The sequence below is a fragment of the Ammonicoccus luteus genome (genome assembly GCF_050880385.1).
In the GTDB taxonomy this organism is placed as follows: domain Bacteria; phylum Actinomycetota; class Actinomycetes; order Propionibacteriales; family Propionibacteriaceae; genus Enemella.
In genome coordinates this window covers 110,406-124,304 of sequence record NZ_JBNZCI010000009.1, presented here as the reverse complement: position 1 = coordinate 124,304, position 13,899 = coordinate 110,406, and the positions used below count along the sequence as shown (strand labels likewise).

The following is a 13,899-nucleotide window of genomic DNA, read 5'->3' as shown; positions in this document are numbered from 1 at the left end:
GTGAATGGCTTGGGAACTTGTGGGGAGGCGGGTTGCCTCAGGTGGTGGTGACTCAGGGGAGGACGATGACCTGACCGGCGAAGATCAGGCCGCCGCCGAAGCCCACGATGAGGGCGGTCTGCCCACTCTTGGCGAGACCTTCCTCATAGAGGGTCTCGATCGCGAGGGGAATGGACGCCGCCGACGTATTGCCCTGGCGCTTGATGTCGCGGGCGACCGTCACGCTCTCGGGCATGCGCAGGGTTCGCATCATCGCGTCGATGATGCGGTTGTTGGCCTGGTGCGGCACGAACAGATCGAGGTCCTCGACCTTGAGCCCGGCCTTGTCGAGCATTTCCGTCGTCTTGCGGGCGACGGTCTGCGACGCCCACTTGAAGACGGCCTGACCCTCCATATAGACGGTCGGCTTCTCCTCATTGGTCTCGTCGTCCCACATCCGCGTCATCTTGAGCACGTCGGCTGCTGCACCATCGGCGCCCCAGACGACCGGTCCGATCTTCGGCTCGTCGCTCGGACCGACCACGGCCGCGCCCGCGCCATCGGCGAACAGGAACGCGGTCGAGCGATCGGTCAGGTTCGTGATGTCGGTGAGGCGCTCGACGCCGATCACTAGCACGTTCGTGGCGGCACCGGAGCGCACCAGCGCGTCCGCTTGGGCGAGCCCGACGCAGAAGCCGGCACAGGCGGCCGAAATATCGTACGCAGGAGCTCCCTGCGCCCCGAGTTCCAGCGCGATCTGCGGTGCGATCGCGGGGAACTGGGTCATGTGCGTGACGGTCGCGACGATGACGCAGTCGATGTCCTCGCCGGTCACACCGCCGCGTTCCATCGCCTGCCGGGCGGCCTGGACGGACATGTAGTGGATCGTCTCGTCCTCGCCGGCCCAGCGCCGTTCGCTGATGCCGGTGCGCTGAACGATCCACTCGTCGGAGGACTCGATCATCGTGCACATCTCGGCGTTGTCGACCACGCGGACCGGGCGATAGGAGCCGATGCCCATGATGCGGCTGAACGGCGCCCCTGGCGGGGACTGGATCGTGGCACTCAACGTGTGACCTCCGTGGCGGAATCGTTCTCGATGGTCGGGTGGAGCCGCAACAGAGGCTGGCCGGGGCTGACCGGATCCCCGTCCTCGACGAGCCACTCGGTGACCACGCCGCCGTGCGGGGCAGACACCGGAGTCTCGTCGCGCAATGTAGCAACGGTCCCGATCGTGCTGAGTGGCGGGAGGACCGTGTCGACCTCGACGCCTTCGGTGCGGGTGAAGCTGCCCTTGCCGGGCGAGACCACCAGTCGGAAGGCCGGCGTCGCCGAGAGCTCCGCGGGGGTCGAGGGTTCGCCGTGCTTGCGGACGAAATCGAGGGCTGCCGGCAGGTCGTCGGGGGTGTTCAGCGAGAACAGGTCGACGCCCTTGAGGTTGCGCTTGGCGATGCCGGTGAGGGTGCCGGCGGGCGGCAGTTCCAGGAGTCCCGTCACGCCGAGGTCGGCCATGGTCTCCATGCAGAGGTCCCACCGGACCGGATTGGCGACCTGGTTGACGATTCGGCGCAGGACCTCCTCACCGCTCTGCACGACTTGGCCGTCGGCGTTGGACAGCAGGCGTACGCGCGGGTCGCTCGTCGAGACCGAAGCCGCCAGGGCCGCGAGGTGGTCGACGGCAGGGGCCATGTGATGGGTATGGAACGCGCCGGCGACGCTCAACGGCATGAGGCGGCAGCGACGGGGCGCGTCCTCGGCGAGCGAGGCGAGCTGCTCGACGGTGCCGGCGGCGACGATCTGGCCGGTGCCGTTGTTGTTGGCGGCCGTGAGGCCGTGGCGCTCGATGGCGGCGAGCACTTCTTCGGGGTTGCCGCCGACCATGGCGGTCATGGAAGTCGGGGTGGCTGCGCTGGCCTCGGCCATCGCCTTGCCGCGCTCCCGAACGAGGACCATCGCCTGCTCGGCGGTCAGCACGCCCGCGCCGGCAGCGGCGGTGATCTCACCCACGGAATGCCCGGCAGCGACCCCGATCACCGGGAAGGCGTCCGCGGGGGAGGGGAACAACTCGACGGCGGCGAGCAGGCCCGCGACGACGAGCAGCGGCTGGGCGACGGCGGTGTCCCGGATGGTCTCCGCATCCGCCTCGGTGCCGTAATGGACGAGGTCCAGTCCGGCAGCCGCCGACAGCCAGTTGAGCCGTCGCGAGAACGAGGACTCGGTCAGCCACGGGCTGAGGAATCCGGGGGTCTGGGCGCCTTGTCCCGGCGCAACGATTGCGAGCACGAAACCAACTCTGTCGCTTTCTGGCCGCCGGCGCCCCCACTGACCCGGCCAAAGTGTGTCGTGCCGAAGTTGTGGGGTTCCTACAAACGGACCGACAGGCGAAACGAAGCTTGGTCCGAAGTGTCCAAGTGACCGTTGGGGAACGTCCTCATGTCGGTTGGGGATCACGCGGGTGGCGCTCTGGTGAACGGGTTTCCGGCGGTCCCGCCGCGAGTCACGATCCGATGAGCCGACCGAGGGTGAGGGCTAACCGCAGCACGTATGCGTCTCGCGCCGATGAGGGGTTGAACCCCGTGACCTCGTGGATCCGTTTCAGACGATAGCGGACCGTGTTGGGGTGGACGAACAACAGGCGGGCCGCCCCTTCGATCGCGGAGCCCTGGTCCAGGAAGCACACCAAGGTGTCGAGGAGGCCGCCGCCGGCGTTCTTGAGTGGCTGGAAGATGTCCCGTGCCAGGGCTCGGCGGGCATGGCCATCGCCGTTGAGCGCCCGCTCCGGCAGCAGGTCGTCGGCGGCCACCGGCCGGGGCGCTTCGGGCCACGCGACGGCGGCACGCAGCCCGGAGAGTGCCGCGCGGACGCTCCCCACGGCATCCACGAGATGGTCGACCGTCGGGCCGACGACCACCGGGCCGGTCCCGAACACATCGAGCACCCGATCGACCAGGACGAGCGCGCCGCCGGGCTCGGAAACGCTTTCGCCGCCGAGAACCAGAACCAGCCGGTCGCCCTGGACGCCGGTGAGGACGTCCACGGTGGGGCCGAACCGCGAGCGGAGATCCTCCCCGAGGCGTGGGTTGTCGGTGGTGGGTGCGGGCCCCACGGCGACGCACACCGACTGGGTGGAGACCCACCCGAGGGCGGAGGCCCGGGAGAGGACGGTCTCATCGGCCTCGCCGCGGACCACTGCGTCCACGACCATCGCCTCGAGCCGCGCATCCCACGCGCCTCGCGTTTCGGCCGCCCGCGCGTACACCTCCGCCGCCGCGAACGCCACCTCTCGCGAATAGCTGAGGATCGCGGTCTGGGCGATCTGGCGGTCACCGCGCGGCAGGAGTTCCTGGAGCTTCAACTCGACCACTTCGATCGTCGTGCGCACGAGCTCGACCGTCTGGTGAAGGGTCACGTGACGGGCCAGCGCGCGGGGCGCGGACCCGAAGATATCCAGGCCCTGCGCCGAGGCCTCAGGGTCGGCGAACCACGTGACGAAGCCGTCGATGCCCGCCCGCGCGACCACGGCGACCCAGGAGCGATTGTCCGCATCGAGGGCCGTGAACCACGGGTGTTTGGACTCCATCTCGGTCGTGGCCGCCTGCACCATTGCGCCCGCCAGGCCCTGCAGCCGCTTCGCCATCGCCGTCCGCTGCCGGGACGACAATTGCGGCGGGCGCGAGGCCCGGATCTCGGCGGTCATGGGCCGCAGCCTAATGCTGGAACGCGGGTTAGGGTGGACTCCGCCGGACGGCAGTCTCGACCCGGCAGCTGGGAAGGGGCATCGTGGATCCGATAGACGCATTGCGGGAGATCGCCTATCTGCTGGAGCGGGGTCGGGCTGATACGCACCGGGTTCGGGCCTATCGGCGGGCAGCGGACCAACTGTCCGGCATGACCTGTGCGATCCGCGATGAGCATCAGAAACAACAGGACTGGCGCACGCTGCCCGGTCTGGGTCCCAAGACCACGACCGTGATCACCCAGGCGTTGAACGGGCAGGTGCCCGACTATCTCGCCCAGCTCCGCACAGAGCAGCAACCGCTCGCGAAGGGCGGCAAGGAAGTCAGGGCCGCGCTCAAGGGCGACCTCCACTGCCACTCCACGTGGTCCGACGGCGGTTCGCCGCTGGAGGAGATGATGCTGTCGGCGCAGGCGATGGGATACGACTATCAGGCCATCACCGACCACTCGCCGCGGCTGAAGATCGCGCGCGGGCTGTCGGCCGAGCGGTTGATGGACCAGGTGCAGTTCGTGGGCGATCTCAACTATGCGATGCCGGGCTTCCGGGTGCTGACCGGGATCGAGGTCGACATCCTCGAGGACGGTTCCCTGGATCAGGAGCAGGACCTCCTGCTCAGCCTCGACATCGTGGTCTCGTCGGTGCACTCGCACCTGCGCATGGACTCCGAGACGATGACGCACCGCATGGTCGCCGCCATTGCCAACCCGGCCACCAACGTCCTCGGCCATTGCACGAACCAGCTCATCACCGGCGGTCGGGGCACGCGCCCCCAGTCGGATTTCGACCCCGAGGTGGTCTTCGCGGCCTGTCAGCAGTTCGACGTCGCGGTGGAGATCAACTCGCGTCCGGAACGACGCGATCCCCCCGATGACCTGCTGGAGCTCGCGGTGGACATGGGCTGCTATTTCTCGATCAACACCGATGCGCACGCACCCGGTCAGCTGGACTGGATCGCATACGGGTGCGAACGCGCCGAGGAGCACCAGATTCCGCTGGACCGCATCATCAACACCTGGGACGCCGGGCGGCTGGTGGAGTTCTGCCGCAAGGGCTGATGTCGACCTTGCTGAATCGGCCGGCTCACGCAGCGCCGCGGAGGCGAATCTCGACGGCGTTCAGGATCGTGGCGGGATCAAGTCCGGACGAGCGAAGGAGATCTGGGCACTCGCGCTGACCCGGTTCCAGCAGCCCGGCCAGGATGTGCAGGTCAGTGATCTCCCGGTGGTTGACGCGCACGGTCACGACGAGTGAATTCTCCAGTGCTCGCTTGGCCTCGTCGCTGAAGGAGATCGCGTCTCCCCGGAAGCGGTCCAGGAGCCGGCGTCGCCGTGGTCGACGGGAGGGTGGTGTGCCCTCGAAGTTCTGCCGCACTGCTGCGGCGACCTCGCTCAGGTCGATGCCGAATCGACGCAGGGCGTCGGCGTCGGCTGCCGTCATGCCGGGCAGGGTCTCGTCGGAGGTGTAATCCCGGACCAGTGCCGTGAGCGCCTGCTCCGTGAGTCCGTGCTCTGTGAGGACGTTGGCCGCATCTCTCTGAAGCCGCAGGACACCCAGCAGCAAATGGCGGCTGGAAAGCTCGAGTGCGCCGAGTTGTCGGGCTGACTCCGAGGCCAATGAAATTGTCGACGTGGCGCCCTCGGTGAACCGTTCCAACATGTCATTTCCTTGCGTCGAGGTGGGCGTATTTCTTGTGAGCCGCCTGCTTGCTGATGTCCAGGGACTGTGCGATCTGGGCCCATGACCAACCCGCGGCACGCGCGCGGCTGACCTGCATGCCCTCCAGAGAGTCCGCCAGGCGGCGCAGCGCGAGCGTGGCCCGGAGGCCTTCGGCGATGTCCGCGCCGCCGGCGCTGTCGATGATGGTGTGGGCGTTCGACATGCCGTCAACTTTAGTTGACACAGGGTGTTGCGTCAATCAAAGTTGACGAATGTGTCGGGAACATTCGCTTCCTGCCCCTGCTCTGAGGGGTTGTAACGGACAACGTTTCTCCAGCCGCTGGCCCACTGGGTGCCCGTCTGGATCCCCACCCTTTCGAAGCACAGGAGTTTCGTCATGCGTTTGAAGTCTGCCCTCGCCCTGGCCACCGCCTCCATCGCCGCCTTCGCCGGTCTCGGCGTTTCTGCCCAAGCCGTCCCGGCCGCGCCTCCGGCCGCTCAGGTCAGGAGCATCGGGGGTGAGACGTCCTCGACGGGTTACAGCTATTCGGTCCAGGAGTATCTCGAGTTCACCATCGACGAACTCGACCAGGACTGGAGTGAATGGTTCCGCCAGAACGGCTACTCCACCCCGATTGTCGGCTATGTGATCGTCGAGCCCGGCCAGCCCTTCCAGTCCCGGTGCACCGACGAAGGCGGTCAGCCGCTCTTGGTGACCCACAATGAACCCAACGCCTTCTATTGCTCGGCCGACCCGGTCGTGATCGATGGCGTGACCCATTACGGCATGATCATCCTGCCCGTGACCACGATGCAGCAGATGTGGGTCGGCAACGTCGCCAACAAACGTTCCCAGATCCCTGGTGACTTCGCGGCCGGCATTGTCGTTGCGCACGAGTTCGCGCACCACATCGTCGATGAACTCGGTGCCGCCACCGGCGTCCGGCCGACCGGCAAGAACAATGAACTCATCGCCGACTGCATGGCCGGCGTCTGGATGCGGGCAGCTGACGAAAGGGGTCTGCTCACCGATACCGACCTCCAGGAGGCGTCCGCCGCGCTGGTGGCGGTGGCGGACCCGCATGAGGGTGGCGGTCACGGCACCGCCGCTGAGCGCCTGGCGGCACTGCGTCTTGGCTATGCGGGCAACGCGCAATACGCCGCGGCGACCCCCGCCGCGTGCTTCGCGGCCTACGGACGCTGACCGTTCGGGCGTTAGGGCCTGAGTGCGCTTATCCGGGGGAGCGGACCCAACCAAGGCGAGCGGCCCGGCGTGCCGATCATGGCGTGCCGGGCCGCTCGTGTGCCCCTGTCTGGTCAGGAACGCGGATCCCACCGGAAGTCGCGGAGACCAGTCCAGATGCCGAACGCGGTCCACACCGCGAGCGGAACGACCATCCCGGCCGCGGCGAGAAGAGCGTCCGAGACGCCGCCGACCGTCGTGCCGTCGATGCCCACACCGGAATAGGCGAGCTGGATCAGATCGACGACCGGAGTCATCGGCAACACGTGGGCGATGTGCTGCACGGCCCGCGGCGTGAACTCCAACGGAAACATGAGCCCGGACAGAACGATTGCCACCAGCATCAGCGGCAGGGTCGTGAGCTGGGCCGACTCGACGGTCTTGGTCCAGGTCGCGCTCCAGATCGCGAGCCCCGTCCACGTTCCTGCGCCGCCGATGACGGCGAGCGCGAGGGCCCACGGGTGGGCGACCGGGGTGCTGAACACCAGGGTCGCACCGGCGACCGCGAGCGTCGACTGGAGGACGAGCAGGATCCACAGGGGGACGGCCGGGGCGAGGACGATCTCGAGCGGGGTGGCTTCCCCGGCGCTCAGGCGTTTCAGGACCAACTGCTCGCGCCGACCGACGAGCGAGGTGACCATCGTGAAATAGATGACGTACAGCAGGCTCATCGACACAAGTCCGCTGGTCAGGGCGATGCCCAGGCTGGCCGGATCGAATATCCCGACCCCGCCGAACGCCAAGCCGATAACCAGAGGCAGGACGATCGCCGTGAACGCGGCCGTCTTGTTGCGGAGCAGAATCGTCGTCTCGGCCCGGACAAGGGTGCCGAAGCGGCGCAGCCGACTGCCGCGCGAGCCGCGGTCGGCGACGATGGTGGCCGGGAGGGCGGGAAGAGTGCGCGTGGTCATCAGAGTTCCTCGGTGTCGGCGATGGACAGGAAGACCTGCTCGAGAGAAGCCGATCGGGCCTCCAGTTGGGGCAGGGGAGTGGTGCCGGCCCAGGCCAGGACGCGAGCGAGCGTGTCCTGCAGGGTGCGGGTCTCGATCACCATCCGATCAGTCAGCGTGATCGTCGTGTCGGGCAGATAGAGATCGGCAAGGGCGAGGCACTCAGGGCGGAGGAAGCTGATTCGCGCCGGCGCCTCGGCCACGATGTCGGCCAGCGTGCCTTCGCGCGCGATCAGCCCGTCGTGCATGATCGCGATCCGATCGGCGAGGTTCTCGGCCTCCTCCAGATAATGCGTCGTGAGCAGGACCGTGGAGCCGCGCTGCACAAGTCCTTGGATGAGGGACCAGATGTGCCGACGGCTCTCCGGGTCGAGCCCGGTGGTCGGCTCGTCGAGGACCAGGAGCTCCGGGTTGCCAAGCACGGCAAGGGCGATGTCGAGCCGTCGCCGTTCACCGCCGGAGAGCTTCGCGGTCTCGACCTCCAGCTTGTCCGCCAGATCGACCGCGGCAAGAGTCTCATCGACGGCCAGGGAGCGGGTCAGGGTGCCCTGCCAGATCTGGGCCATTTCGCGAACGGTCAGCGTTGGCGGGAACCCGGATTGCTGCAGGACCACGCCCGTGTGGTGGCGCACCTGCTTCCGCTCGGCAAAGGGGTCGTGCCCCAGCACCTCGATCGTGCCCCCGGATGGCCTGGCCAGTCCCTCGATGAGCTCGACCGTGGACGTCTTGCCGGCGCCGTTCGTGCCCAGCAGCGCGAACAACTCGCCTCGGGCGACCCGGAGGTCAATGCCGCGGACGGCCTCGAAGCTGGCCGTGGCTTCCCGTCGCCCGGTCAGCCAGTTGAGTTTCGTGGTGATCGGATAGCTGCGGCGGACACCGGACAGGACCAGGGCATCCTCGGTCGACCGTTCGATCCTCGGCAGGTCGGGGGCTGTCGTCGTTGTCATGTTTCCAGACTCCCGGCTGATGACGGGAGTCGGCAGTGTCGGGCCGCACGCTTTGGCATGCGCTCATCACCGCCCGGACATGACATATGTCAGATCACCCCGAAACCGGAGGCGGCGGTGGGTCCCCTCGGATCGGAGAGTCACCTGCCGCGTGACAAAACGCCACCGACCTCCGGTCGAGCTCGGCGTTCCCCTTGTCGCGACTGTCCACAAGTCAGGTCGAGGAGGAAAAGTTGCGCACAGTCCGGGTGCCCGGGCGGCACGATCCCGCCATGACCTCGCACGGTCCCGACATGAGGCATGAGGAAGACATCCAGCAGCGCCTGGAAACGGACGGGATCATCGCGGTGCGCGAGGTGGATCGGTTGGTGAGAGCGGCGCTCTATCGGGCCGCGAAACGAGGGATCCTGGTGAGCGTGCTGCCGGGCATCTTCGCCGACCCGGCAGCCGCCGACCAGCCCCGGACCCGCATGCTTGCCCTGCACAAGTGCGACCCCAATGCGATCTTCACGGGCGCTACCGCCGCCGCGCTGCTGTGGACTCCGGACAAACTGCCCTGTTCGGTCGAGGCCAGCACGGAGTTGCGGGTTCGGCGCGACGGATTCTCTGTCAGCAGATGGCGGCCAGACCCTGACTGGGTGACGCAGGTCGGTGCTTTCAGATGCACCAACCGTGAACTCACTGCAGTCGACCTGATCCCACGAAACGGTGGTGACCTGATCGATCGGATCCTCCGGGAGAACAATCCGGTCGGCCAAGCGGCGCTCGACCGCATGTGGGCGGCTCTGCGGGCGCACCCTCAGCGGTCGGGCAATCAGCTTCGGGCCCGGTTGCTGGAAAGCTCGACCGCTCTGCCTTGGTCGGAGGCGGAACGTCAGGCGCACCGGCAACTGCACGACCACGGCATCATGGGCTGGCGCGCCAACGCATCAGTGCCTGTTGGCGACACCGTCTATCCAGTCGACTTGCTGTTCGAGGAACACCACCTGATCGTCGAGATCGATGGTTTTGAGTTCCACAACAGCCGTGCGGCGTTCGAGCACGATCGAGCCCGCCAGAATGGGCTCGTCGAGCACGGGTGGCGCGTCCTGCGTTTCACGTGGGCCATGATTCAGAGCGGCGAGTGGATCCCCGTTCTGCGGCGCTGCCTCGGCCTCCGTGCCCTCAGCTGACGGTGATCTCACCCGGCTCGGGCCAGCGATCCGGTTCGGTGCCGGACCATGTGTATTCCATCGAGTCCAACAACCCGTCCCGCACCCGCACGACGATCTCGCCCGAGCGCTCCGCGCCGACCCAATAGCGTCCGAGCAGCGGACCATCGCTCAACTCGATCCGCGGGGCGCCCCGCGCGACGAGCCGCACCTGCCACGGCCCGTCCCCGGGTTCGCCCTCGATCCCGATGAGCTGACTGGTCAGCCCGAGGGTGGCGGCAGGGGCGTTGCCGTCGAAGGAACGCCCCGCCTCCAGCGCCACGATCGCCGCGAGGAGCCGCTCCACCTCGCGGGGAAGAGGGCTCATGCGCCGGCGCCCTCCTGCTTGACGTGGCCGACGGCCTGCGGATCGTCGACCTTGTAGCGTCGGAAGGCCTCCGCGGGCGCCTCCGCGCGGTATTTGCCATTGCGCGCCAAAGCATCCAGCGTCGCCACCACGATCGACTCCGCATCAACCATGAAGAACCGGCGTGCCGCGGCGCGGGTGTCGGAGAAGCCAAAACCGTCCGTGCCGAGCGAACGCCACTCGTGGTGGACATAAGGGCGGATCTGGTCCGGCACGGCCCGCTGATAGTCGCTGACCGCGATGACTGGCCCATCGGCGTCGGCGAGCTTCTCGGTCACATAGGGCGTCTTGTTGGGTTCCATCGGGTGGCGGAAGTTCCGTTCCTCCACGCCGATGGCCTCCCGGGCAAGCTCGTTCCACGACGTGACCGACCACACGGCCGCGTCGACCGACCACTCGTCGCGCAACATCTGCTGCGCCTTGAGTGCCCACGGAACCGCGACACCGGAGGCGAGGATCTGGGCCTGCGCGTGCTGCTTGTTGCCCAGGGCGGGGGAGAACAGATACATCCCCTTGAGCAGGCCGTCGATGTCCAGATCGTCCGGCGGGCCGGGCTGCGGGACTGGCTCGTTGTAGACGGTGAGGTAGTAGAAGATGTCCTCGCCGTTGGGGTGCTGGTCGTCGAGGCCATAGCCATACATCCGACGCAGACCGTCCTTGACGATGTGGGCGATCTCGAACCCGAACGCCGGGTCATAGTGCACCACCGCCGGGTTCGAGGCCGCGAGCAGCGGCGAGTGGCCGTCGGCGTGCTGCAGTCCCTCACCGGTCAATGTGGTGCGACCGGCGGTCGCGCCGATCAGGAAGCCCCTGGTCAACTGGTCGGCGGCGGCCCAGATGAAGTCACCGACGCGCTGGAACCCGAACATCGAATAGAACAGGAAGACCGGAATCATCGGCTCCCCGTGCGTCGCATAGGACGTCCCTGCGGCCGTGAACGACCCCAGGCCACCCGCCTCCGAGATGCCCTCATGCAGCAGCTGACCCTTGCGGGCCTCCTTCCAGGACAGCAGGAGTTTGCGGTCCACGGATTCATAGGTCTGGCCGGCGGGGTTGTAGATCTTGTTCGTCGGGAACATCGAGTCCATGCCGAACGTGCGGTATTCGTCCGGCGCGATCGGCACGATCCGCTCGCCCCAGTCCTTGTCGCGCATCAGATCGCGCAACAGTCGGACGAACGCCTGGGTGGTCGCGACGCTCGGGACCTTCTCGTCCGTCCCGGGTTTCACGAGCAGGGGCTTGTAGAGCTTGTCCTTCGGCAACTCGAGTTGGCGGGGCTTGACGATCCGGCGCGGCGCGAAACCGCCCAGCTGACGCCGCCGGTGATGCATATAGCGGATGACCTCGGAGTCCTCGCCCGGGTGGTAGTAGGGCGGGTTATTGGCGTCCTCCAGGTCCGCGTCCGGGATCGGAATCTTGATCCGGTCGCGGAAGGCCTTCAGGTCCTTGCTGGTCAGCTTCTTCATCTGGTGCGTGGCGTTCTTCGCCTCGAACGACTCGATGGTCCAACCCTTGACGGTCTGCGCCAAGATCACCGTCGGCTGGCCGTGATGGCTGAACGCCGACTGAAACGCCGCGTACACCTTCCGATAGTCGTGTCCGCCGCGGGAGAGCCGCTCCAGGTCCAAGTCGCTCATGTCCGCGACCATCTTGGACAGGCGTGGGTCACCGAAGAAGTGATCCCGGATGTATGCCCCACTCTCTGCTGTGTAGGTCTGGAACTGGCCGTCCGGCGTGCTGTTCATCTTGTGCACGAGGGCGCCGTCGGTGTCCTGCGCCAGCAGCGGATCCCAGTCCCGTCCCCACAGGACCTTGATGACGTGCCAACCCGCGCCGCGGAAGAAGGACTCCAGTTCCTGGATGACCTTGCCGTTGCCGCGGACGGGACCGTCGAGCTGCTGGAGATTGCAGTTGATCACGAAAGTCAGGTTGTCCAAGCCCTCCCGAGCAGCAACGCCGATGGCGCCAAGGGACTCCGGCTCGCCCATCTCACCGTCACCGAGGAATGCCCAGACGTGCTGTTGGGAGGTGTCCTTGATGCCGCGGTGCTCGAGATAACGGTTGAAGCGCGCCTGATAGATCGCGTTGAGCGGACCGATGCCCATCGACACCGTCGGGAACTCCCAGAAGTCCGGCATCGATCGGGGGTGCGGATAGGAGGACAGACCACGACCGGGTCCGCGGGAGTGCTCCTGCCGGAAACCGTCGAGTTGGTCCGCGCTGAGTCGGCCGAGGAGGAAGGACCGGGCATAGATGCCCGGGGCGGCGTGGCCCTGGACGTAGATCTGATCCCCGCCACCGGGATGATCCCGACCGCGGAAGAAGTGGTTGTAGCCGACCTCGTAGAGAGAGGCGGCCGACTGATAGGTCGCGATGTGACCGCCGACCTCAAGACCCTTGCGGTTGGCCTTGGACACCATGATCGCGGCGTTCCAGCGAATCGACCGGCGGATCTTGCGCTCCAGATCCTCGTCGCCCGGGAAGCGTGGCTCATCCTCGGGTGGAATCGTGTTGATGTAGTCAGTGCTGCGCAAACTCGGCAGCCCGACCTGCCGCTGACGAGCACGGTCCATCAGCTTCAGCATGATGAACCGAGTGCGGTTCGGGCCGTCGGCGTCCAAAAGGGCGTCGAGGGAGTCGAGCCACTCCTTGGTTTCCTCTGGGTCGATGTCCGGGAGCTGATAGGCCGTGCCTTCGGCATTGATCGCGGGGCGTTCTCCTGACATGCCGGTGCGGCTCCTTCCCGACGCTGGGTCGAACGTGGCTGAAAGTTCGAAGAGTCTCCTTCCATAGTGTCACCCGACGCCTAGCAGGCGGTCGGGGGTGCCTTATGGGCGCAGACGTGGCACGATTCTCAGTGTTGACTCCAGTCACCTCGGGGTCGACCGCCCGTTGGGGCGAGAGACAGGACAGGAGTTCGTTGGTGGCCACAACGGCAGGAGGCAAGGCGTTGTCCGCAGCCGAGAAACTCGGGCTCAGTGAGGGCTTGGTCGTCCAGGAGCTGGGTTGGGACGACGACGTCGACGATGACCTGCGCGTCGCCATCGAGGATGCGATCGACGCCGAATTGATCGAGGAGGCCATGGAGGCCGTCGATATCGTGCTGCTGTGGTGGCGTGATGACGACGGGGATCTCGTGGATGGTCTGGTCGACTCACTGACCGACCTGTCCAACAACGGCGTCGTCTGGCTGCTGACCCCGAAGGTCGGTCGGGACGGCCATGTGGATCCCGCAGACGTTTCCGAGGCAGCGATCACGGCCGGGCTCTCGCAGACGACAACCAACGCCTCGGTGTCCCAGGACTGGACCGCGACGAAGCTGGTCCGGCCCAAAGGGAACCGTCGGTGACCGCCCTCGCGGTCGGTGATCGAGTCGACTCCTTCGACGGAGTCAATCAGTTCGGCCAGTCGGTCACGATCGGTGCGGGAAGCGCGTGGCTCGTGTTCTTCTATCCGTTCGCGTTCACCGGCATCTGTTCCAGCGAGTTGCGGGCCCTCGACGAGATGCGCCGTCCGCTGCGTGACGTCGGCGTGCGGCTCGCTGCCGTGTCCTGCGACAGCATGTTCGCTCTCCGGGTGTTCTCCGATGCCGAGCACTTCTCGTTCGACTTGGTCAGCGACCACTGGCCCCATGGAGCGATAGCAGAGAGGTTCGGGGTCTTCGATGCCCGCCGGGGCTGTGCTCTCCGCGGCTCGTTCCTCGTCGATCAGGACCGCACCGTGCGCTGGCGGACCGTGCAGAACCTTGGCCAGCCCCGCGACATGAATGCTCATCTCGCTGCAGCCCGGGAACTGGCGGCGGACCGATAACGAATTCCTTGTCCGAAG

Annotated in this window: 14 protein-coding genes; 5 read left to right on the top strand and 9 right to left on the bottom strand. The window is 66.8% G+C overall.

Features of this window, described 5'->3' with window-relative positions:
• Window positions 1-52: 52 nt before the first annotated feature.
• The 3 genes from ACQ260_RS16440 to ACQ260_RS16430 all read right to left on the bottom strand — a co-directional run bounded on the left by ACQ260_RS16440 (window position 53) and on the right by ACQ260_RS16430 (window position 3,616).
• Complete coding sequence (locus ACQ260_RS16440; protein WP_432560545.1) at window positions 53-1,048, bottom strand: beta-ketoacyl-ACP synthase III; 996 nt, start codon at window positions 1,046-1,048, stop codon at window positions 53-55.
• Window positions 1,045-2,262: an acyltransferase domain-containing protein gene (locus tag ACQ260_RS16435; protein ID WP_432560544.1), complete on the bottom strand. Its 1,218-nt coding sequence runs from the start codon at window positions 2,260-2,262 to the stop codon at window positions 1,045-1,047. The genes ACQ260_RS16440 and ACQ260_RS16435 overlap by 4 nt, the downstream gene beginning before the upstream one ends.
• Before the next feature lie 214 nt (window positions 2,263-2,476).
• Window positions 2,477-3,616: a PucR family transcriptional regulator gene (locus tag ACQ260_RS16430; protein WP_432560577.1), complete on the bottom strand. Its 1,140-nt coding sequence runs from the start codon at window positions 3,614-3,616 to the stop codon at window positions 2,477-2,479.
• A gap of 143 nt (window positions 3,617-3,759) precedes the next feature.
• On the opposite strand from ACQ260_RS16430, the gene ACQ260_RS16425 reads away from it, so the two are divergent.
• Entirely contained in the window at window positions 3,760-4,773 is a 1,014-nt protein-coding gene (locus ACQ260_RS16425) for a PHP domain-containing protein (RefSeq protein WP_432560543.1), read from the top strand.
• A 25-nt stretch (window positions 4,774-4,798) separates the two neighbouring features.
• Here the strand turns inward: ACQ260_RS16425 and ACQ260_RS16420 are convergent, their stop codons facing one another.
• Window positions 4,799-5,374 carry a Clp protease N-terminal domain-containing protein gene (locus ACQ260_RS16420; protein ID WP_432560542.1) on the bottom strand — a complete coding sequence of 192 codons (576 nt, stop codon included), beginning with the start codon at window positions 5,372-5,374 and terminating at the stop codon, window positions 4,799-4,801.
• Between the two features lies 1 nt (window position 5,375).
• Complete coding sequence (locus tag ACQ260_RS16415; RefSeq protein ID WP_432560541.1) at window positions 5,376-5,597, bottom strand: RNA polymerase subunit sigma-70; 222 nt, start codon at window positions 5,595-5,597, stop codon at window positions 5,376-5,378.
• A gap of 174 nt (window positions 5,598-5,771) precedes the next feature.
• Between ACQ260_RS16415 and ACQ260_RS16410 the strand changes: the two genes are divergently transcribed.
• On the top strand, window positions 5,772-6,578 hold the full coding sequence (locus ACQ260_RS16410) for a neutral zinc metallopeptidase (protein ID WP_432560540.1): 807 nt from the start codon (window positions 5,772-5,774) through the stop codon (window positions 6,576-6,578).
• Window positions 6,579-6,691: 113 nt separating this feature from the next.
• Here ACQ260_RS16410 and ACQ260_RS16405 read toward each other — a convergent pair whose 3' ends face one another.
• Both ACQ260_RS16405 and ACQ260_RS16400 read right to left on the bottom strand, forming a co-directional pair.
• On the bottom strand, window positions 6,692-7,528 hold the full coding sequence (locus ACQ260_RS16405) for an ABC transporter permease (protein ID WP_432560539.1): 837 nt from the start codon (window positions 7,526-7,528) through the stop codon (window positions 6,692-6,694).
• A complete protein-coding gene (locus ACQ260_RS16400) occupies window positions 7,528-8,514 on the bottom strand; it encodes an ABC transporter ATP-binding protein (protein WP_432560538.1) in 987 nt (328 codons plus the stop codon). The genes ACQ260_RS16405 and ACQ260_RS16400 overlap by 1 nt, the downstream gene beginning before the upstream one ends.
• A gap of 293 nt (window positions 8,515-8,807) precedes the next feature.
• Here ACQ260_RS16400 and ACQ260_RS16395 point away from each other — a divergent pair, with 293 nt between their 5' ends.
• Window positions 8,808-9,686: a DUF559 domain-containing protein gene (locus tag ACQ260_RS16395; protein WP_432560537.1), complete on the top strand. Its 879-nt coding sequence runs from the start codon at window positions 8,808-8,810 to the stop codon at window positions 9,684-9,686.
• On the opposite strand, the gene ACQ260_RS16390 is transcribed toward ACQ260_RS16395, so the two are convergent.
• Complete coding sequence (locus ACQ260_RS16390; RefSeq protein ID WP_432560536.1) at window positions 9,679-10,032, bottom strand: hypothetical protein; 354 nt, start codon at window positions 10,030-10,032, stop codon at window positions 9,679-9,681. The two genes, ACQ260_RS16395 and ACQ260_RS16390, sit on opposite strands and share 8 nt — an antisense overlap.
• The gene (aceE, locus tag ACQ260_RS16385; protein WP_432560535.1) at window positions 10,029-12,797 is read right to left on the bottom strand and encodes a pyruvate dehydrogenase (acetyl-transferring), homodimeric type; all 2,769 of its coding nucleotides are present in this window, start codon (window positions 12,795-12,797) and stop codon (window positions 10,029-10,031) included. Before aceE ends, ACQ260_RS16390 begins: the two co-directional genes overlap by 4 nt.
• Before the next feature lie 197 nt (window positions 12,798-12,994).
• Here aceE and ACQ260_RS16380 point away from each other — a divergent pair, with 197 nt between their 5' ends.
• Together ACQ260_RS16380 and ACQ260_RS16375 are read left to right on the top strand one after the other, a co-directional pair.
• The gene (locus ACQ260_RS16380; RefSeq protein ID WP_432560534.1) at window positions 12,995-13,420 is read left to right on the top strand and encodes a DUF3052 domain-containing protein; all 426 of its coding nucleotides are present in this window, start codon (window positions 12,995-12,997) and stop codon (window positions 13,418-13,420) included.
• A complete protein-coding gene (locus ACQ260_RS16375; RefSeq protein WP_432560533.1) occupies window positions 13,417-13,881 on the top strand; it encodes a redoxin domain-containing protein in 465 nt (154 codons plus the stop codon). Before ACQ260_RS16380 ends, ACQ260_RS16375 begins: the two co-directional genes overlap by 4 nt.
• Window positions 13,882-13,899 lie beyond the last annotated feature (18 nt).

What these genes read in the sequence shown, in the direction of transcription:
- ACQ260_RS16400 (WP_432560538.1), bottom strand. Translation starts at nt 8,514, where the DNA reads ATGACAACGACGACAGCCCCCGACCTGCCGAGGATCGAACGGTCGACC.
- ACQ260_RS16395 (WP_432560537.1), top strand. Translation starts at nt 8,808, where the DNA reads ATGAGGCATGAGGAAGACATCCAGCAGCGCCTGGAAACGGACGGGATC.
- ACQ260_RS16420 (WP_432560542.1), bottom strand. Translation starts at nt 5,374, where the DNA reads ATGTTGGAACGGTTCACCGAGGGCGCCACGTCGACAATTTCATTGGCC.
- ACQ260_RS16430 (WP_432560577.1), bottom strand. Translation starts at nt 3,616, where the DNA reads ATGGCGAAGCGGCTGCAGGGCCTGGCGGGCGCAATGGTGCAGGCGGCC.
- ACQ260_RS16415 (WP_432560541.1), bottom strand. Translation starts at nt 5,597, where the DNA reads ATGTCGAACGCCCACACCATCATCGACAGCGCCGGCGGCGCGGACATC.
- ACQ260_RS16410 (WP_432560540.1), top strand. Translation starts at nt 5,772, where the DNA reads ATGCGTTTGAAGTCTGCCCTCGCCCTGGCCACCGCCTCCATCGCCGCC.
- ACQ260_RS16405 (WP_432560539.1), bottom strand. Translation starts at nt 7,528, where the DNA reads ATGACCACGCGCACTCTTCCCGCCCTCCCGGCCACCATCGTCGCCGAC.
- ACQ260_RS16390 (WP_432560536.1), bottom strand. Translation starts at nt 10,032, where the DNA reads ATGAGCCCTCTTCCCCGCGAGGTGGAGCGGCTCCTCGCGGCGATCGTG.
- aceE (WP_432560535.1), bottom strand. Translation starts at nt 12,797, where the DNA reads ATGTCAGGAGAACGCCCCGCGATCAATGCCGAAGGCACGGCCTATCAG.